The organism is Synechococcus lacustris str. Tous (assembly GCF_003011125.1).
Taxonomy (GTDB): Bacteria; Cyanobacteriota; Cyanobacteriia; order PCC-6307; family Cyanobiaceae; genus Synechococcus_D; species Synechococcus_D lacustris.
Window position 1 is genome coordinate 23,689 of record NZ_PXVC01000004.1, and the last position, 19,333, is coordinate 43,021.

General features: G+C 50.5%; 20 protein-coding genes and 1 pseudogene. 6 read left to right on the plus strand and 15 right to left on the minus strand.

All coding sequences use genetic code 11. The features are described 5' to 3' along the window. Positions 1–93 precede the first annotated feature (93 nt). The 4 genes and pseudogenes from C7K08_RS01710 to C7K08_RS01725 form a co-directional block, all read right to left on the minus strand. On the minus strand, positions 94–432 hold the full coding sequence (locus C7K08_RS01710; RefSeq protein WP_106498924.1) for a DUF3082 domain-containing protein: 339 nt from the start codon (positions 430–432) through the stop codon (positions 94–96). Next, positions 383–1,321, minus strand: coding sequence for a 4-(cytidine 5'-diphospho)-2-C-methyl-D-erythritol kinase (gene ispE / locus C7K08_RS01715; RefSeq protein ID WP_241536959.1), 939 nt, complete (start codon positions 1,319–1,321; stop codon positions 383–385). The genes C7K08_RS01710 and ispE overlap by 50 nt, the downstream gene beginning before the upstream one ends. Continuing rightward, positions 1,318–2,121: pseudogene (rsmA, locus tag C7K08_RS01720) on the minus strand (16S rRNA (adenine(1518)-N(6)/adenine(1519)-N(6))-dimethyltransferase RsmA). The gene ispE and the pseudogene rsmA overlap by 4 nt, the downstream one beginning before the upstream one ends. A gap of 29 nt (positions 2,122–2,150) precedes the next feature. Further along, positions 2,151–2,555: a YraN family protein gene (locus C7K08_RS01725; RefSeq protein WP_241536960.1), complete on the minus strand. Its 405-nt coding sequence runs from the start codon at positions 2,553–2,555 to the stop codon at positions 2,151–2,153. 57 nt (positions 2,556–2,612) lie between these two features. Between C7K08_RS01725 and C7K08_RS01730 the strand changes: the two genes are divergently transcribed. Further along, positions 2,613–3,098: a pentapeptide repeat-containing protein gene (locus C7K08_RS01730; RefSeq protein WP_106498925.1), complete on the plus strand. Its 486-nt coding sequence runs from the start codon at positions 2,613–2,615 to the stop codon at positions 3,096–3,098. A gap of 1 nt (position 3,099) precedes the next feature. Then, the gene (locus tag C7K08_RS01735; RefSeq protein WP_106498926.1) at positions 3,100–3,429 is read left to right on the plus strand and encodes a hypothetical protein; all 330 of its coding nucleotides are present in this window, start codon (positions 3,100–3,102) and stop codon (positions 3,427–3,429) included. A 38-nt stretch (positions 3,430–3,467) separates the two neighbouring features. Here C7K08_RS01735 and dnaG read toward each other — a convergent pair whose 3' ends face one another. Both dnaG and C7K08_RS01745 read right to left on the minus strand, forming a co-directional pair. Beyond that, complete coding sequence (dnaG, locus tag C7K08_RS01740) at positions 3,468–5,492, minus strand: DNA primase (RefSeq protein WP_106498927.1); 2,025 nt, start codon at positions 5,490–5,492, stop codon at positions 3,468–3,470. 34 nt (positions 5,493–5,526) lie between these two features. After that, positions 5,527–5,955, minus strand: a complete 429-nt coding sequence (locus tag C7K08_RS01745) for a hypothetical protein (RefSeq protein WP_133165137.1) — start codon at positions 5,953–5,955, stop codon at positions 5,527–5,529. Between the two features lie 21 nt (positions 5,956–5,976). Between C7K08_RS01745 and ruvA the strand changes: the two genes are divergently transcribed. Genes ruvA through C7K08_RS01760 form a run of 3 tightly spaced genes read left to right on the plus strand, consistent with a single transcriptional unit; the run spans position 5,977 to position 7,364 of the window. Then, positions 5,977–6,612 carry a Holliday junction branch migration protein RuvA gene (gene ruvA, locus C7K08_RS01750; protein ID WP_106498929.1) on the plus strand — a complete coding sequence of 212 codons (636 nt, stop codon included), beginning with the start codon at positions 5,977–5,979 and terminating at the stop codon, positions 6,610–6,612. Positions 6,613–6,666: 54 nt separating this feature from the next. Continuing rightward, on the plus strand, positions 6,667–6,936 hold the full coding sequence (rpsO, locus tag C7K08_RS01755) for a 30S ribosomal protein S15 (protein ID WP_106499003.1): 270 nt from the start codon (positions 6,667–6,669) through the stop codon (positions 6,934–6,936). 5 nt (positions 6,937–6,941) lie between these two features. Further along, positions 6,942–7,364: a PAM68 family protein gene (locus C7K08_RS01760; protein WP_106498930.1), complete on the plus strand. Its 423-nt coding sequence runs from the start codon at positions 6,942–6,944 to the stop codon at positions 7,362–7,364. On the opposite strand, the gene C7K08_RS01765 is transcribed toward C7K08_RS01760, so the two are convergent. The 9 genes from C7K08_RS01765 to C7K08_RS01805 form a co-directional block, all read right to left on the minus strand. Beyond that, positions 7,315–10,833 (minus strand): DNA polymerase III subunit alpha, encoded by a 3,519-nt coding sequence (locus C7K08_RS01765; protein WP_106498931.1) that lies wholly within the window; start codon positions 10,831–10,833, stop codon positions 7,315–7,317. The two genes, C7K08_RS01760 and C7K08_RS01765, sit on opposite strands and share 50 nt — an antisense overlap. Before the next feature lie 54 nt (positions 10,834–10,887). Continuing rightward, entirely contained in the window at positions 10,888–12,348 is a 1,461-nt protein-coding gene (gene gatA, locus C7K08_RS01770) for an Asp-tRNA(Asn)/Glu-tRNA(Gln) amidotransferase subunit GatA (RefSeq protein WP_106498932.1), read from the minus strand. A 27-nt stretch (positions 12,349–12,375) separates the two neighbouring features. Next, positions 12,376–12,621, minus strand: coding sequence for a DUF1816 domain-containing protein (locus C7K08_RS01775; RefSeq protein WP_106498933.1), 246 nt, complete (start codon positions 12,619–12,621; stop codon positions 12,376–12,378). 50 nt (positions 12,622–12,671) lie between these two features. Beyond that, a complete protein-coding gene (rlmB, locus tag C7K08_RS01780) occupies positions 12,672–14,045 on the minus strand; it encodes a 23S rRNA (guanosine(2251)-2'-O)-methyltransferase RlmB (RefSeq protein WP_106499004.1) in 1,374 nt (457 codons plus the stop codon). A gap of 36 nt (positions 14,046–14,081) precedes the next feature. Further along, a complete protein-coding gene (locus tag C7K08_RS01785; protein WP_106498934.1) occupies positions 14,082–14,453 on the minus strand; it encodes a Mini-ribonuclease 3 in 372 nt (123 codons plus the stop codon). Between the two features lie 13 nt (positions 14,454–14,466). Next, positions 14,467–14,850, minus strand: a complete 384-nt coding sequence (locus C7K08_RS01790; protein WP_106498935.1) for an STAS domain-containing protein — start codon at positions 14,848–14,850, stop codon at positions 14,467–14,469. A 14-nt stretch (positions 14,851–14,864) separates the two neighbouring features. Beyond that, positions 14,865–16,010 (minus strand): glutamine-hydrolyzing carbamoyl-phosphate synthase small subunit, encoded by a 1,146-nt coding sequence (gene carA / locus C7K08_RS01795; protein ID WP_106498936.1) that lies wholly within the window; start codon positions 16,008–16,010, stop codon positions 14,865–14,867. A gap of 31 nt (positions 16,011–16,041) precedes the next feature. Beyond that, the gene (trpD, locus tag C7K08_RS01800; protein WP_106498937.1) at positions 16,042–17,082 is read right to left on the minus strand and encodes an anthranilate phosphoribosyltransferase; all 1,041 of its coding nucleotides are present in this window, start codon (positions 17,080–17,082) and stop codon (positions 16,042–16,044) included. 90 nt (positions 17,083–17,172) lie between these two features. Beyond that, on the minus strand, positions 17,173–17,514 hold the full coding sequence (locus tag C7K08_RS01805; RefSeq protein WP_106498938.1) for a DUF3288 family protein: 342 nt from the start codon (positions 17,512–17,514) through the stop codon (positions 17,173–17,175). A gap of 55 nt (positions 17,515–17,569) precedes the next feature. On the opposite strand from C7K08_RS01805, the gene C7K08_RS01810 reads away from it, so the two are divergent. Continuing rightward, positions 17,570–19,330, plus strand: a complete 1,761-nt coding sequence (locus C7K08_RS01810; protein ID WP_106498939.1) for an ABC transporter ATP-binding protein — start codon at positions 17,570–17,572, stop codon at positions 19,328–19,330. Positions 19,331–19,333: the final 3 nt, after the last annotated feature.

Sequence of the window (19,333 nt, forward strand, 5' to 3'; positions counted from 1 at the left end):
TAATAAAACCGATAGCAAAAGGCCTGGCGAAAGCAGAAGGGCCAGTAACCCCAAGTCATGGGGAGTCATGGAACTAATCAAACTAAAGCCAGGTTAATCGGCAGCAGCGGGCCCGGCAGGGATAAGGGAGCGAATTAAAAGMAGAAATAGGCCGATGCTGATCAAGCCAAAGGTAAAAGTTGCTAAGCAGCCTGTGCCCACAAGCAAGGTTTTCACTGCAGTGGCAATTGATTGGGCAATTCTTTGGCTGTAGTGGGGCGGCCGATCGCTGTAGTAGCCAATGATTTTCCAGGTGATGCTCAGGGCTAAACCACAGAACAGGGCGCTGGTGAGGCTGCCACTCAAATAACTGAGGGGACCTTTCTTGGCCGGCAACAGCTGCTTAGTAGGTTCTGGCACACTCAAATCCACATACCCAATGGCTAAAACCATTCTCCCGCAGGGCGGGCAAGAGCTGTTGTTCCGCCAGAGCAGCCCCTGCGCGATTGGGAAATAGGCCAAACAAGCTGGGGCCCGAACCGCTCATGGCTRCAGCAAGTAAACCCGGTGCTTCCTTAAGCAGGCTCAATCCTTTGGRAACAGAGGGCACGGCAGGGGCAACAACCGCTTGTAAATCGTTGCGCAGCATTGGCATGGGTGGTTCCCTTGTGCCCTTGAACCATTGCAACAGGGGGCCTTGGCGCAGTTGCTCACGGCGCTGCTCAAAGTCTTGTTCGTTGGTGAGGTAAAAATCGCCCCGCATTTGCTTGCATTGGCCATAGGCCCATGGGGTACTCACCTGGGCGCTGGGATCCTTGATAAGAAGCACCCCAAGGCTTGGAAGATCGGCCAGGGCCTGCAGGCKTTCGCCACGCCCGAAACAGCATTGGCTGCCCCCTGTTAAACAAAAAGGCACATCTGAACCAAGCTGGGCTGCGATTTGCTCCAACTCAGCCATGCTTAAACCAAGTTGCCAAAATTCATTAAGCAATAACAGCGGTGTAGCGGCATCACTAGATCCCCCAGCCAAGCCAGCCCCGATCGGTATATTTTTTTGCAACTGCAGTTGAGCCCCGAGATCGGGGCGGTTGCAATGGCTTTTAAGTGCAACGGCTGCTTTCACTATCAAATTGCTTTCATCCACGCCAAGGCTTGRATCGGAGCAGCTAAGCGAAACAACACCAGTAACCCCGGCTGAAGCACTGATGTGATCGAAAAGATCAACGGTTTGCATCACCATYGCAAGCTCATGAAAACCATCTGGCCTGATTCCCAACACCTCCAGGTGCAAATTGAGCTTGGCAGGGGCCTTCTTTTGCAGGATTGCAGTTTGCTTAATCAAAACTCAGCTAACAGAGCAGTTGCCAACGCTACCCATTTGTTGGGACCTATTTCTTGGGGTCTTTGTTGAGCTGAAACATYCGCCTGGTTAAGTCAATTTTGAAGCTCCCCCTCCGGTACAAATTGGCAAAGGGTATTGCGAAGCATTTTGCGACGGGCTGCAAAGGCTGATTTCAGCAATTTTTCAACTGTTATCGCAATATTCAATTGCAGCGGCTCAGCCAGGGGCCTTAAACAAATCACCTCAGAGTTCACCTTGGGCGGTGGCTGGAAACAACGGGGAGGCACCTCACAAACCTTTTCGCAAAAGCACTGAAGTTGTAAACGTACGCTCAAGGCACTAAAGCTGCTACTTCCTGGTGCAGCCGTGATTCGCTGGGCAACCTCCTGCTGTAACAACAGCACAAGGGAATCAAAACCATTTAAGCGCGGTTGATCAAGCCGACCAAGCAAAATCTCCAGCAGGGGGCCTGTGATGTTGTAAGGAATATTTGCAACCACCTTATTTGCCGTTGGGAGCGCCATGGCGAGGGCATCCCCCTGGTGCAAGTTAAATCTTGGATCTTTGCCAAAGCGCTGCTGTAAACCAACCACTAAATCCCGATCTAATTCAATGGCCTCAAGCCTTTGCAATGGTTGCTCAAGAATTTTTTCGGTGAGGGCACCACGCCCTGGGCCTATTTCCAAAACCCTATCTGTGGCTTGCAGCTTTGCCGCCGCAACAATGCTGTTGAGCACAGCAGCGTCGATTAACCAGTGTTGGCCAAATCGTTTGCGGGCGGTGTGGCCTGAGAAGCCCATAAATTGAGGCTATTTGCAGAGGGTTGCTCCTAACTGTGGAGCACCAACCAGCGAATGGGCCGAGAGAGCCTCAAGCGGGGCCGCGAAACCAAGGGCACTAGGGCAAGGGCAATCTGAACCGATGCCCCATGCCAATTGGGGTTTAGCGCCAACCAACAGGAAAAACTGCGTTCTAACCTGCGCCGCTTTTGGGGACCAAAGGCCCCGAGCCCCCAATTGTCTGGGCCACAACGGCTGCGGGCTTTCACCTCCACCAGCAGCAACCTCTGGGGCTTGGAAACCAGTAGATCCAATTCACCCCAGCGGCAGCTCCAGCGATGTTCAAGCAATGCCCAGCCCCGTTGCTTAAGCAGCTGCAGAGCCTCTAATTCAGCGCCAAGGCCCTCAATATCTCTTCTATTCCTTGGATAGCTATCTGGTTGAGATGGTGGCAACAAACCTAAAGGGATCGAAATAGATCTAGGGTTCCACCCAAACTCAGCTATGAAGCAATGGCACGATTAATCGCTTCCCTAGTGCTAGCACTGTCCCTGCTCGGCTGCGGCTTAGGGATGGCCTTGCCTGTGTTTGCTGCGAAGGAATTTAATAAGCAGGTGTTAATCGGGGCGGATTTCCATGGWGCTGATTTAAGAGCCACCACATTTAGCCTCACAAATTTGCGGGAGGCTAATTTCAAAGGGGCAAACTTGGAAGGGGCAAGCCTTTTCGGTGCAAAGCTTCAGGATGCAGATTTGAGTGATGCAAATTTACGCGGAGCAACCTTGGATTCTGCAGTATTTGATGGCACAAAACTCGACCAAGCAATCCTTGAAGATGCATTTGCCTTTAATACACGCTTCAAGAATGTGAGTATTATTGGTGCTGATTTTACCAATGTGCCTTTGCGGGGCGATTCACTCAAGATTTTATGCGCAGTGGCGAGCGGTACAAACAACAGCACTGGCCGCAGCACCTTTAACAGCTTGGAATGTGAGTAATATGGCCCTTGATCCTAAAAGTAAAGAGCGTTTAGAAGCACTTGGAAGGCGATTGCCCCAACCGCTAGCAACTCCTGAGAAAACAGAAGCAACACCAACCCGAAAATTACATCCGGTAGAAACTGAACAAAATCCCGAAGAATTGTTCCGTCAACTAATGCAAGTAAGCCCGGACGGTRATGTGCCAGAMCATTTACTAGCGAGGTTAAAATCCATGGAAGCCAAGAAATCAGAAACCACAAAAATCAAACAAAAAAATAATCAGATCATTGAAAAAGATACCCTATACACTGAGTTTCAACAGCTGCTCCTGGAGCAGGATGAAGTTTAAARCAAAGTTTAAAAAAAGTGTAAGATAAATTACAAGAATTAAGCGCAACGCTGKGCGTCCAGCTCGGTWAGGTAACGCCTYTCATTGTAATAAAGTTCCTGRAATCGGATTGCATCTGCATTTAATTCATTAAATAGTAAATCAATCCGCTGTTCACCATCGTCATTGTTAGCCGGTTGAATGCGATCYGCCTCAAGCAGTAAAGAAATACAATGTTCTAAACTTTGTAGGCGTTGGCTACCCCAAGCTTCAATTAAATGGCGACATCTACGTATTACTCGCTGGCGTTCCAAGCTAGCTGTGGTACCCCGCAAGTGTTGAGTGGGATTGATTAAATTAAGATCTTGAAGTTCACTGGGCTCAAGCAGTTCACTCAGCCGTTGAAGCAGGGCTGTATTTGTTTCTAAAAGATGATCACTTAGTAGTTTAGCAATATCTATATCCATAAGGGCTTCCCCAGGGCTACTGCCCCTACAAATATCCTCAATTTCAACAATGCCAAGTTTTGATTCTTCTAATTCATTAATAACAAGCCACAGCTTGCGGTGATGTGGAATCCCAAAATCCTCCAGGTCCCTTGTTCGCAACTCCCTGCGAATTTCGGCGCGCACCGCCGGTGCATGCAAATAAAGACGGAGCAAAGCTGCCTCTGCCCGTTCTCTGATCCCAGCTTCCCCTGGTTGACCATGGCGACTGGAGCGCCCATGCCAACGTTGGCCTTTCACCTGTTGACGGAGATCCTCCTCCAGCTGCAACGCCATGCGCGATTGACCGCCGGATAGACGTTCAGCCACCCTTTGCAAATAGTGGCTGCGCAGGGCCGATTGGGGCAATTTGCCAAGCAGCTCCACAAGGGCCTTCACCACTTGCTGAAATTGATCGGCACGGTTTAAATCCATGCCGATCAAAACCTGCTCAATTTGCCAATCAAGCCAGAGGGGTGCTTGTTCAACGAGGGCTAAATAGTTGGCAGAGCCCTGGAGTTTTAAAAAATCATCCGGATCCTTCCCCTCGGGCAAAGGCAAAATCCGCAATTCAATCTGCCCCTGCAACGCTTGTTGCTCAACTTCACCAATTGCCCTTTGAGCTGCCCTAATACCAGCCCCATCAGCATCGAAATTAAGYACGATCCGCCTGCTATCACAACAGCGGCATAACTGGGTAATTTGCTGACTACCAAGCGCTGTACCCAATGCTGCAACCGAGTGGCGCACTCCAGCGGCATGGAGGGCAATTACATCAAAATAACCCTCAACAACAATTGCACAATCAGCGCGGCGAATTGGATCTGCAGCCTTATCTAAACCAAATAARTGCTTACCCTTTTCAAATACTTCAGTTTCAGGTGAATTTAAATATTTTGGTTCTACCCCCTCAAGGCTACGGCCACCAAAACCAATGATTCGGCCTTGACGGTCGTGAATAGGAACCATCAATCGCTCCCTAAAGCGATCATAAAATCCATCGCCCCCCTTGCGGGCAACAACTAAGCCAGCCATTTCTAAACAATTAATATCAATATTTTCAACCTGTTGCAAATGGCTGATAAGCGCATCCCACTTATTGGGTGCGTAGCCCAACTCAAATAATTCGATCGTGCCGTTATTTAAGCCCCTATCCTTTTGCAAATAGTTYAGAGCTGCTGCACCGATTGGACTGCGCAAATTTGCTCGAAACCAACCACTCGCCAATGCAAGTGCCCGGTGAATTTTATCTCGTCGCGTTAATTGTTCTTTTAGGCGTTCCTGCTGAGGAGCGTCTAGTGTTTCAACTGGTAATGAATATTTCCTTGCCAGCTCAAGCACCACATCACTAAAGCTCTGACGCTTTAATTCCATCAGGAATTTCAAACTATTACCACCAGCCCCACAGGAAAAGCAATAATAAAATTGCTTTGCTGGCGATACTGTCATCGATGGTGATTTGTCATCGTGAAATGGACAAATCCCAACAAATTCTTTGCCTTTTTTCTTTAGTACTACGTGTTCACCAACCACTTCAACAATGTCTGCCCTTTCCTTTACCGCCTCAATTGTGCGGGGGTGGAGACGGGGGCTGCTCACTGTTAACCGTAAGGGTTTCCCATTGTTGCTGGTTTTAGGCCAGGGGCAATGGATATATCCGCCACTGGGGAGACTGGGAGCTTGGTGGCTTTAGCAGTCGCCAGGTTTGACCTTTTTCACCGCGTATCAAACGCAATTCAAAGGGGCTTGCCACATTCAGCGCTTCTCCAGGCCAGCGCCAATCAAATCGGCCATGGAGCAGCCATACCTTTTGATTTTGAATCCGTTCCAGCCGTTGTTGATCCAACCGCACCCGCTGCAGGCTAGGCACATCCTCCCTTGGCGATAGCTGCAGGGCATCAGCCAGTTCAACCTCACTCAATTGAACTTGCAGATTTAAAGCCGATAGCAGGGCCTGACGCGGCGGTTGATTGAAGGAAACACAGCCAGAAAGGCTGATCAGCAAGCTAAGCAAAGCCCCCAGACGAGCCAGCCGGCGCAGGGTTGGCAGCAACGGCACCATTAGTTCAAATCTGAGCACAGCATGATCGGTTGGCTTGAAGGACACCTGGGCCACACCTGGCAGGAGGGAAATCGCTGCGGTTTGCTTTTGATTTGCGCCGGTGTGGGCTACGAGGTTCAAATTAGTAAAGAGCTGTGGGCTGTGCATCGGCTTAGCCCTGGGGCTGCARCGCTCAGTTTTTGGATCCATCATCTTCATAGGGAAGATGGCAGTGTGCTTTTCGGCTTCAGCCATCAGCAGGAGCGCAATCTATTTCGACTACTGATTGGAGTTAGCGGGGTTGGCCCCCAGGTTGCGATGGCATTGATGGGAGCGATGGAGGCGCCAGTTCTTATTGAAGCTATCCAGCAGGGAAACCTAAACCTGCTTTGCAGTGCCCAGGGTGTGGGCAAACGCACCGCTGAGCGCCTCTCGCTTGAACTGAGGCAGAAACTCGATAGTTATGTGATYAGCCACAACCAAGAAGCCAGCTTGGCTGCACTCGAAACAAACCTACGGCCAGAACTTGAGCAGATGCTCACCAGTTTGGGATATGGCCCCTTGGAAATTCACGAGGCCCTTAAGGCCGTGAATCCCCTGCTATCCGGGGATGATGCRGAAAATAGTGATGCCTGGTTGCGGGAAAGCCTGCGCTGGCTTGGCCAAACTGCCAAATAAGGCCCCTCGGGGAGTTATGGTGGTYGATTGCACCGATTCGGGCCGATCTCCCGCATGCCGCTCAACACAGAAAAGAAACAAGAGCTGATTAACAGCCACCAAACCCATGGCACAGACACCGGATCGGTGGAAGTGCAGGTGGCCATGTTGAGTGAGCGCATCAGCCAGCTCACCGGCCACCTACAGGCCAACAAACACGATTTTTCTTCTAAGCAAGGCCTCCTGAAAATGCTTGGTCGCCGCAAAAGCCTGCTGAGCTACTTGAAAAGCCAAAGCAACGAGCGGTATCAAACCCTGATCGCTAAACTGGGCATCCGAGGCTAGGCACCATGGCGGATGGCTTCGCTCACGAGCGCAATCAGCCAACATCATCACCAGCAAAAGCAGCCGCAGCTCCTAAAYCCGTTAAAAAGCTAAAAGTTAGCGATAGCAAAAAGGCAATTCCCCAAACGGTTGCWAACCGCATGGCTCGAAGGGTTGCTATCGCCACKGGMATACCAACAATTATGGGGATGGCAGTTTTTGTTGGTAGTTATCTATTAATCACTAAAAAGATCCTGGATATCCCAACTGGRATCACCTTAATAAGTTCTGGTGGATGYTTCTTACTAGGCTTAGTTGGGCTTAGCTATGGAATCTTCTCAAGCAGTTGGTTAGAAGAACCCGGYTCTCTATTTGGTTTTGAGCAAATTAAACCTAATATCAAGCGGCTGCGCAGTGGCGCAAGCTCACCTGAAAAGCAGCAGCGCTAAGGCTTGCMACTGCGGCATCAGCATTGTTTACACAAAATTGATGACCAAGGCGCACAAAGCAATGGCCTTCAAGGCTCTCTATTTCTGCAACAACTGGAATCCTTGCACCAACTGATTCATTATCAACACGGTGCTGCTGTAAACATTCTCTTAGTTGATGTTGAACCGTAATATCTCCCGCCTGCTTTTGATTTAATTTAACCATCACCARGCGCAAGTCATCAACCAARGCAACATCGTCAACAATTAACTGCACTCGATCATCGCGCCGGTCTACCTGGGCCCACAACAATAAACGGGCATCAACCATCAAATGATCAGCAAGCCGMGCATAGGTTTTTGGAAAAACAACCGCTTCTGCACTACCGGTGAGATCTTCAAGCTGCAAAATTGCCATGCGATCGCCCTTGCGGGTGGTTACTAATTTTATTTCTGGAACCATCACCAGTGCAGAGATACGGCTGCGGTCGGCCTGCTCCTCCAGTTGAGCCAACCCAACTGGTGAAAGCAAATGGCTGGTGGATTTCAATTGCTTCAACGGATGATCTGATAGATAAAAACCAACCAATTCCTTTTCGAGACGCAATTTTTCCGTAGGGGCATAATCGGCAACAGACGCAGCCTTTGGCGCTGTACTAACAGCAGTATTTGWTCCTGCAGAGCTATCAACTGTTAATAAATCAAGCAAACTACCCTGACCACTWACRCGATCCCTTGCCCTTGAGTTAGCCCAATCAAGCAGCAGATCAAGATCAGCCATCAATTGGGCACGATTTGCCTTTGGTTCTAGGCAATCAAGCGCACCGCAATGGATCAATGATTCCAGGGCTCTGCGATTTAAGGAGCTAGCAGTTGCCATGCGATCGCAGAGATCGGCAAGGGATTGGAACGGACCATCTTTWTGCCGTGAAAGTAACAAGCCGCGAATGGCACCTTCGCCTAAATTCCTAATTGCCGACAAACCAAATAATATTTTATTCTCTTGTGGGGTAAAATCAATGCCTGAACTATTTAAATCAGGGGGTAAAACCTCAATGCCCATGGAATTACAATTKGAAATGTAGCGCTGCACCTTATCTGTAATACCAGAGTTAACTGTTAATAGAGCTGCCATGTAGGCAACCGGATAATGGGCTTTTAAATATGCGGTTTGATAGGTAACAGCGCCATAGGCAGTGGAGTGGCTTTTATTAAAACAATATTCTGCGAACAACACCATTTGATCAAATAATGTATCTGCTACCTTTTCAGGAACCGCCTGAGCAGTTGCCCCTTGTACAAATTGACTGCGATGTTTTTGCATTTCTGACACCTTCTTCTTACCCATGGCCCTCCGCAACAGATCAGCCTCACCAAGTGAATAGCCAGCTAAATCCTGGGCGATGCGCATGATCTGCTCTTGATAAACCATAATTCCATAGGTTTCCTGCAGAATCGGCTCAAGTTTGGGATCAACGAATTCGATTAATTCACGACCATGTTTGCGATTAATAAATTTAGGTATCAGCCCTGCATCAAGAGGTCCGGGACGATAGAGGGCCAATATCGAAGAAATATCCTCAAGGGAGGATGGTTTTAAATCTCTTACGATCTGGCGCATGCCACTGGATTCCAATTGGAAAATTCCTTCCAGGTCCCCCCTTGCCAATAGGGCATAGGTTGCTRAATCATTTGCTGGCAGATCATCTGGATCTATGCGAATACCAGAATGCTGATGTACTAACTGCAGGGTTTTATCGATCATGGTTAGGTTTTTAAGGCCCAAGAAGTCCATCTTAAGTAAACCCATTGATTCAACATCTTCCATGAAATATTGAGTTATTATTTGACCATCATTATTTCGCTGTAGTGGCACAAGTTCATCTAGGGGTTCAGCTGCGATAACAACACCTGCTGCATGAACGCCAAAACTTTTGTTTGTACCCTCAATGCGGCGAGCAAGATCGATCCAATGCTTAACAGCGGGRTCGTTATTATATTTATCCCTAAAATCAGGCGCTGGAGATTCCTCACTTATCATTTCATCTAGATTTGCTGGCTTGCCTCGAACAACAGGAATTAATTTTGCCAGTCTGTCTGCGTCCCCATAGGGAATATCCAGAACTCTGGCCACATCCTTCAAAACTGCCTTTGAAGTCATGCGGTTAAATGTAATTATTTGTGCCACCTTATCCTCACCATAGCGCTTGGTTACGTATTCAATTACCTCCCCCCTGCGCTCAATACAAAAATCGGTATCAATATCCGGCATAGACTTTCGCTCAGGATTCAAAAAGCGTTCAAATAACAAACCATTCTTAACGGGATCAATATTTGTTATTCCGAGGGCATAGGCCACCARGGATCCTGCGGCAGAACCTCTACCCGGCCCCACAGGAATACCATTATCTCGAGCGAAACGAATATAATCCCAAACCACAAGGAAATAGGTGGGAAAACCCATCTGCTCCATAACCTCCAGTTCAAAATAGAGGCGATCTGCATAGATTTTTTCAATTACTTCCGAATCTGTTATTGCCAGTCTTGCCCTTAATCCTTGCTCAGAAACTTCCGTTAAGTAACTAACTGAAGTGTGGCCATCAGGGATCGGGAAATTTGGCATTTGATACCGTCCAAGAATGTCATACTCCTCAACTTTATTTGCAACTTTAACCGTATTATCAAGGGCTTTTTCAACAACGCTAGCTTCTAAATGATCGGCAAACAACAACTCCATTTCAGCTCTGCTTTTAATAAATTCAGTGCCGGTGTAGCGGAGGCGCTTCTGATCGCTAATGAGTTTTCCTGTTAATACACATAAAAGGGCGTCATGGGCCTCCACATCCAATCCGCTTAAGTAGTGAGCGTCGTTAGTTGCAATTATTTCAATATCAAGTTCAGCCGCCAATTTTGCTATGCCAGTGTTTACGATCCGATCCTCAGGGGAGCCATGATCTTGAATTTCCAGATAAAAATCTTCAGCAAATACATCCCTATACCAAATGGCAATGTCCCTAGCCACATCATATCTTCCTTTTAAAAGCGCCTGGGGTATTTCACCACCCATGCAAGCGGTGGCAACAATTAAACCCTCACTATATTTTTTCAATATCTGTTTATCAATACAAGCCCGTGAGAAAATTCCCTTACCTCGCATCCCTTGGAGATGACTAATTGTTGTTAATTTTACTAGATTTTTATAACCAATTTGATTTTTTGCTAACACAACCAGATGATATCTACGCTCTTTCTTTTGCTGGGGATCTTCAATGCTGCCATTAACAACATACATTTCATTGCCGATAATTGGTTTTATCCCAGCCTTTGTGCACAATTTAAGTAGTTCAATGGCGCCATACATCACACCATGATCCGTTATGGCAACAGCTGGCATCCCCAATTCAACGGCTCGCGCCACCATGGCGGGAAGCTGGGTTGCCCCATCMARCAGGCTGTAATCGCTGTGGTTATGAAGGGGAACAAACGACAAAGCTTTCCACCAGCCCTAGTGCACCYACCCTAGCTAGGGGCACTAGATATGGTGCTAACCAATGGCCAGTGCAGCTTCGGGCCGATCTTTCATCACCGCAGCGGCCTGCTCATAGTGATGGGATACCTGAAGCAATCTCGCTTCCTCAAGCACCGGTGCCATCAATTGCAGGCCAATKGGGAGGCCATTGCTATCAAAACCACAGGGAACACTGATGGCAGGAATACCAGCTAGGTTTGCTGGAATGGTTAGCAAGTCGGCTAAGTACATAGCTATTGGATTATCACTATGCTCCCCAGGTTTAAAGGCAGTTGTAGGCGAGGTGGGCGTAAGTAATAAATCAACCTGTTGGAAAGCCCTATTGAAATCCTCCCTAATTAATGTGCGCACTTGTTGTGCTTTGCGGTAGTAGGCATCTCCGTARCCAGCAGATAGGGCATAGGTACCAATTAAAATTCTCCTTTGAACCTCTGCGCCAAAACAATTGGCCCTAGTGAGTGCCGTCATGGCACCGAGGCTTTCGCCAGCTTGATGGCGCTGGCCATACTTAACACCGTCATAACGGGCCAAATTGGCCGATGCCTCAGAAGGGGCAATCACGTAGTAGGTGGCGATACCGTCTTTAAAACGGGGACAACTCACATCCACCATGGTGCAGCCAAGGGATTGCAACAGGYTTGCAGCCCCACGCACCGAAGCCTCAACTTCAGGGTTTAAACCAGCGCCAAAGGCCTCTTTCAATATTCCTACCCTCAAACCCTTAAYTGGCTGATCCAAAGCCTCAAGGTAATTAGGAACGGGTAGGTCAAGGCTTGTGGCATCAAAGGGATCGTGGCCGGCAATCACCTGTAAAACAGCCGCCACATCMGCAACCGTGCGGCCAAATGGACCCACTTGATCAAGGGAGCTGGCAAAGGCCACAAGTCCCCAACGGCTCACCCGGCCGTAGGTGGGTTTCAAGCCCACAACACCACAAAAACTTGCCGGTTGTCGGATTGATCCACCGGTATCTGAACCAAGGGCTGCATCGCATTGGCCAGCGGCYACAGCTGCGGCGCTGCCCCCGGAACTTCCCCCCGGCACCCTGGTGGGATCCCATGGATTGGCAGTGGCACCAAATGCTGAGGTTTCCGTTGAGCTGCCCATGGCGAACTCATCGAGGTTTGTTTTACCCACCAGCACAGCCCCTGCCTGCCAAAGCCTTTGGGTAACWGTGGATTCGTAGGGGGGGATGAAGTGCTCGAGCATTCGGCTTGAGCAGGTGGTTTTWATACCTTTAGTGCAGAGGTTGTCTTTAATTGCCAGATTCACTCCGGCTAGGGGTCCCAWCTTTTCACCGGCTGCCTTCGCCTTATCAATCCGCTCTGCATCTAACTTCGCCCGCTCTTGGGTAAGCGTTACGAATGAGTGCAACTGCGGTTCGGTTTCAGCTATGCGATCAAAACTTGCCTGGGTGTGGGCACTGGCCGATTGCAAGCCTTGATCAAAGGCAGCACGCCCCCGGCTGATCACCATGTGCGAAACAAAACTRTTGCGACGCTATCAGCCCTGATGTTCGATGGTGAATGGTTCACCGCGACGGGTTCGCACTAAACGATGTTCCAATACCGCTGGTCCCTCACTGCGCAGGTCTGCCAAGAAAGCAGGTAGCTTGCATTCGAGCGTATGGCGACGCACATAGGGGCCGAACCAATAGGTGACRTCTGGTTGGCGGGTATCAACCCTCGCCCACCAGGCCAGGCCTAGGGCATTGGCAGTGGCGCGGAGGGGAGCGGAAAAAAGACCCATCAGAAAGCTCATGCGCCGTTATTTTGACCTCACATAGGCCCCTCTGGGGCCTATAGGCGGATCTCTGCGCTGAATCCGTCACTTATTTGCTCCTCATTTGGGGTTTCAACAGCTACGGCTGGCGACGATTGCAACTGCACCCGTTGCAGTCGTGGGGCGGGATCCTGGCCRTGAATACCTGCCATCCAACCCCTGCGAGCCAGCTCATAAAGCAGCAAAGCAGTTGCTACTGCTGCATTTAAGTTTGGGGTAACCCCGCGCAAGGGGATACGAACTAATTGATCGCAATGGCGGCGGGTAAGCATCGAAAGGCCRTTTCCCTCGGAACCGGTAACAACAACCAAGGGGCCCTCTAAATCAGCATCCATAAGAGGAACACTGCCCTCCTCGGCTAAACCAACCACGCGGTAGCCATTTTCTTTCAAGGATTCCAGAGCCCGATTCAAATTCACYACCCTTGCAATGGGTAGATGCTCGAGCGCTCCGGCTGCCACCTTTGCCACAGAACCTGTTAACCCTGCACTGCGCCGCTGGGGCAGCACTAAACCATGGGCACCAAGGGCCTCCGCACTGCGCACGATCGCACCAAGATTTTGTGGATCGGTGAGCCCATCTACAGCCATCAAAAGKGGTGCCTCCCCCAATTGACTACAACCTTCCACAAGGGTTTTCAGGTTGAGGGTTTCCGCCGCTGCCGTTTGCAGCACAATTCCCTGGTGAACAGCTGCGCCACTGAGTTGGGCCAGGCGAGCCCAGGTAACCTCCTCAACCAAAACACCAGAACCCTTTGCTTCCCTAAGTAGYTGTAAAAAACGACTGCTGAATCGCATCTCTGGCGTACACCAGATGCGATGAATTGGGCGACCGCTTTCTAGGGCTGCCATGGCCGCGTGGCGGCCCCAAACCAAATCATCAATCTCGGGGCTTGTGTTGCTATCGGCGGTTGGTTCAAAATCTTGATTGGATCTTGGATCACTTCTGCGATCCAAACTTCTGCGATCAGAACTTGTTCGCTCTGAACTGGGTCGATCAAAACTTGTTCTCTCTAGACGTGTTCTCTCAAAACGTGTTTGACCGGCACGGCTTCTATCTGAGCGAGAACGGTCGCTAGTAGACCTTCCAAAACTGGGTCGATCTGATCTTGGCCTATCAAAACTTGGTCGATCCGAGCTGGTTCGATCTGAGCTTGCTCGATCTGAGCTTGTTCGATCAAAACTTGGTCGCTCAGATCTATTCGTTCGGTATCGATCAGATCGGTCGGCCCGCTCCGGAGATTCGTAAGACTTGCTGCGATCCTGCCTATCGGAGCGACCAAGGCGCACCGGACGCTCCGGCCGGCTAGAGGCTCCCCTAGCTGGACCGTCGGGACGGCTGAAGGGTCGCCTAGGGCGCTCCCCTTTGGGGCGATCGGGACGGGGAGCCATGGCGGAGGCAGCAAAGGGAACCAGGCTCAAACAATTTCACACCGGGCCATCCAGGGGTAAATCCTGAAAAAGGCAAAGCAACTCATTAAGTCGCTCCGGATTGCAGAGATAGAGCCAGCCAACCATTGTCTCAAACCCTGAGGCCCTGCCATAGATGGCTGGATCCACACGCCTCGGCCCTCTACCCGCTGAATTACGCCCCCTGCGCACCCATTCCAGCTCAGATTCGGTTAGGTGGGGCTCTAAAAAAAACAAAGCGGCGCWTTGGGCTTCGGCGCGTACTTGCTCAACACCAGCTTGATGAAGCCGGTGGGAACTGGCTTGGTGGCGCACCAACCTGGTGCGCTGGTGAAGTTCCCACACKGCATCTCCAAGCCATGCCAACTGGGCGGGGCCCGGCAAGGCCATGCCAATTRGAGTTTTACTGGGCAGCAAAACCACTTAGGGCAGTGGTGAGATCCGGTTGAAGATTAAGGAAAGCTTCCAATCTCACCAGCTTCACCGTTTGCACAACACGGCTATTTCCAACTACAAAAAATTTGAGTTTTGCCTCATTGCGCTGCTTGGCAATTTGCACGAGGGCGCCAAGGCCAGATGAATCAAGGAAATCAACCTTGCTCAGATCTAGTACCAAAGGAAGCTTGGATTTAGCCACGTATTGGCTTACAAAATCGCGGAATTGACGTTCCGAGTAGGCATCCAGCTGACCAGTGAAATGGAACAGCAGGTAGCGCTCCTGGGGTTCAAATCCACCACGGAGAGAGACGGTGAGTCGCTGCAATTCGGTGATGGCTCCAGTCCTCAACAGCTGATGGGCCCCTATGGGCGCTCAATCTTATCCACAGATCGCCTATCTGCCATCAATGCCACAAATTTGGCGAAATGATGATCAGCGTCATGGGGTCCTGGGGATGCCTCCGGGTGATACTGCACCCCAAAAACGGGCTGATGCAAAAGCTCAATGGCGGCAACGGTTCCATCATTCAGGTTYTTATGGGTGATCTTCACCCGTTCAGGATCAAGGCTTGCCGCATCAATGGCAAATCCATGGTTTTGACTTGTAATTTCCACAATCCCCGCTGCGCCACAGGGGTGGTTAAGGCCGCGATGGCCATAACCAAGTTTGAAGCTTCTGCCACCAAGGGCCAAACCAAGAATTTGATGCCCCAGGCAAATGCCAAAAACAGGCAGGTTTTTTTCTTGCAGCAATCCCCTCGCCAAGCCAATGGCTGAACTCACTGCAGCGGGATCTCCAGGCCCATTTGAAAGAAACACTCCCTCGGGTYTACAAGCCAGAACCTGCTCCAAGGAACAGCTTGCAGGCAACACTCTGAGTTCACAGCCGTGGGCCGCCAAGCGTTCGAGAATTGCTCGCTTTATGCCGAAATCAATGGCCACCACTTGATAGGGCTTGCTTGGTTGCGCTTTCAAGCGTTGATCAAAGCCAACCGGTGATAGCTGTTGCCAGCTGTAGGGCTTAGGGGTTGAAACCTGCTGGGCCAGATTTAAACCTTCCATTGATGGGGCAGAACAAACCATTTCATGGAGTGTTTTGGCTGATGTGCCATCGCTACTCACGGCCCCATTCATGGCGCCACCCTCCCGTAAAACCCTCACCAAAGCGCGGGTGTCTACACCAAATAAACCCACTACCCCGTGCTGCTGCAGCCATTGATCAAGGCTTGCGGTTGCGCGCCAACTACTGGCAACCGGCGACAATTCCCTGCTGATAACAGCCTGCACAGCAGGTTTATCAGATTCCATATCAAATTCGTTTATGCCGGTGTTGCCAAATTCTGGATAKGTAAATGTAAYTAATTGCCCCGCATAGCTTGGATCGGTGAGCACCTCTTGGTAGCCGGTCATCCCGGTGTTAAAAACCACTTCACCAATGGCTGTTCCCCTAGCACCAAAGCTTTTGCCCCTCAGTACGGTGCCATCGGCGAGCACAAGCTGGGCTTCCATCAACTTCAGCACGATTTTTTAATTAAGAGGATCATCCCGCAACGGGGTTTAGGGCAGAGCGGAGGGCTAGTAAACGCTKCCATGGCTCCCCACTATCAAGGCTYGCTAGGGCACGTTCCACACCATCACCCCAATGCTGCACTGAACCGTTGCACCAAAGCGCCAGAGCTGTATTAAGAGCAACCACCTCCCGTTGGGCCTTGCTGCCATTGCCTTGCAACACCCGCTTAAGAATTTCTTGATTGGTTACGAGATCACCGCCCTCAAGTTCAGCAAGGGGCGCAAGGCTCAAGCCAAAGGCGGTGGGATCTAATTGCTGGGCGTGCAATTCACCTGCATCTAAAACAATCAATTCATTTGTTCCAGCGAGGCTCGCTTCATCCAAACCACCATGGCCATAAACAACCACAGCCCTCTGTAAACCCAAATTTTTGAGGGCCCCAGCCATGGGTTTCAACAAATTAATGTCSGCCACCCCCAACACCTGGGCCTCAGGGGCAAGTGGATTAACAAGAGGGCCTAAAAGATTAAATATGGTGCGCACGCCAAGGTTGCGGCGCAKRGGGGCAAGCGCCGCCAGGGAGCCATGCCAGCCAGGGGCAAACAAAAAACTAACGCCGGCTCGATCGATTGCACCAACAACTGATTCCAAAGGAGCTGTTAGTTGAATGCCAAGCCCCTCCAGCACATCTGCTGAACCAACCTTGCCGCTTGCACTRCGGTTGCCATGCTTAGCCACCTTTACCCCACAGCTGGCGGCGGTGAAGGCAACGGCTGTGGAGATATTGAAACTATTGGCACCATCACCACCGGTGCCGCAACTATCGAGCAGAGGCCCATCGGGGCGCTTGCAGGGCAGCGGTGCCGCTGCCCTCAGCACCAAGGCCATGGCTGATAGCTCAATTGCTGAGGGGGTGCGACARCGCAGGGCAGCTAGAAAAGCACCGGTTTGAACSGCACTAAGACTGTTTTCCAACCAGGCCTGCATCAACCCGGCCGCATCCTCTTCAGCCAAGCATTCCCCTTGGAGAAGGCGCTCCAACAAGGCGGGGAGCTGCTGAACCACTTGCATAGCTAAAAAAAAGACCCGGATGCTAAGCATCGCGGGCCAGGTGATGGGGACCTCTTAATAATCGCCTAAGAAGTGGCCAATTCGGGTGATCTAGGCGTCATTTTCACTATCGGTTGAATCAAAGCCACTGCCCACTTGCGATCCCACCTCACTGCCAGGTTGAGCATTGAGCTGTTCACCAGGCAGATAACCAGTGCTCCAGAGCTCCCTACAGCGACGGTTGAGTTCATTGCGATCAAAACCCCAGAGCCTCAGGGTTTTTTCCAGGTCTTCTTTAAGGTCGGTGGCACCTGGAAAACCCTGATAGCGATTAAAAAGCCTTGCGGCATCAACCATTTGCCCACTGGTTGGCTCCTTAGCAGCCAGCAAACCATCMACAATGTTGCGATCTAGGGCATACAGGGGATGGGACTGGGGGGACTCAATCGCCATGGCACCTCCATTGGGGTTGATTGCTACGTAGTTTGGGTGTGAGGGGAGGGATTGGATGTTTGCTTCGTTGAAACTGGGTTTGATTGCCCGTTATTTACGGCCCCAACGCAAGCAACTTTTGCGGGGGGCGTTGGCTCTTTTGGTGGTGAATTTGCTCGGCACCACATTGCCTTTGTTGGTGCAAAGAACCGTAAACAGCCTCAAGCCAGGCTTTTCTCTTGGCGATCTACTCCACCAAGCCCTTTGGATTGCCCTGCTTGCTAGCGCCATGGCCGGGGTAAGGCTTTGGTCGCGGGTATTGGTTTTTGGCGCCGGCAGGCAGGTGGAAATCTTGTTGCGTCAACGTATTTTTGATCATTTGTTGAAACAGGAGCCCGGCTGGGTACAAACCGCTGGCAGCGGCGAAGTGATTAGCAGATCTACAAGTGATGTGGAAAATGTACGGCGGCTGCTTGGATTCGCGGTATTAAGCCTTGCAAACACAGCCCTTGCCTATGCATTCACCCTGCCAGCAATGCTGGCCATAGACCCCTGGCTAAGCCTGGCGGCAATCATCCTCTACCCATTGATGCTGGTGGTGGTGGGCGCCTCGGGGGGACGCATGATGAGCCAACAGCGCCAACAACAGCAGAATCTTGCCCAATTAAGCGATTTAATCCAAGAGGATCTCTCAGGAATTAGTGCAATCAAAATCTATGGGCAAGAACCCACAGAGGTAGGTGCATTTGCATCTCTAAGCAAACGCTATCGCGATGCCGCCATTGCCCTCGCCCGCACCCGCAGCACTCTTTTCCCATTACTAGAGGGCATCAGTTCACTATCACTGCTCGTACTTTTAGCTCTTGGTAGCGGTCAACTGGAGCGCGGCAGCCTCACATTAGGCGGATTAATTGCCCTTATTCTTTATATTGAACGCCTTGTATTTCCYACYGCTTTACTGGGTTTCACCCTCAGTTCATTCCAAACAGGACAGGTGAGTCTTGAGAGAGTTGAAGACCTACTTAGCCGTGAGGCAAGCATTCAAGATCCAATTAGGGCAGATRAGTTGCAAGAAAATTCCACAGGGGCAAGTATCGAAGCAAGGGACCTGTGTGTGCGATATCCAGGCGCTGGGAAAAATTCTTTAAACAAGCTTAGTTTTTGCGTTAAGCCCGGTGAGTTGGTGGCAGTGGTAGGCCCTGTAGGCAGCGGTAAAACAACCCTGGCAAGAGCCTTAGGGCGCATGTTGGAGGTTCCATCMGGCCAACTATTTATTAATGGACAAGACATCACTTGCCTAAAACTCGCCGAMCTTCGCAAACAGATTGCAATGGTGCCCCAGGAGGGCTATTTATTTTCAGCAACCCTTGCAGAAAACCTTTGCTATGGGGATCCAAATGCTGAAATTSTGCAGCTAGAGAGAGTTGTTCAGCAAGCACAACTCAAGGCCGATGTTGAAAGCTTTCCAGATCGTTATCAAACCCTTGTGGGTGAGAGAGGTATCACCCTTAGTGGTGGCCAAAGGCAAAGATCATCCCTTGCCCGCGCCTTACTTGTTGATGCTCCACTTCTTGTGCTTGATGATGCCCTTGCCAGCGTAGATAACCGCACCGCTGCAGCAATTCTGCAATCCCTAACCATCGACCTACATCGCACGGTGTTGTTCATAAGCCACCAACTATCTGCGGCTGCCGCCTGTGATCGGGTATTGGTGATAGTTGATGGCCAGTTGGTTCAAGAGGGCACCCACCGGGAATTRGTGGGCCAGGAGGGCACCTATCGGCGCCTATGGGAAAGGGAAAAGGCCAGYACTGAYCTAGAAGTGGCCGCTCGCTAAACA

Excerpts from the sequence above, each read along its gene's own strand:
- C7K08_RS01745 (WP_133165137.1), bottom strand. The coding sequence starts at position 5,955 with ATGGTGCCGTTGCTGCCAACCCTGCGCCGGCTGGCTCGTCTGGGGGCT.
- rpsO (WP_106499003.1), top strand. The coding sequence starts at position 6,667 with ATGCCGCTCAACACAGAAAAGAAACAAGAGCTGATTAACAGCCACCAA.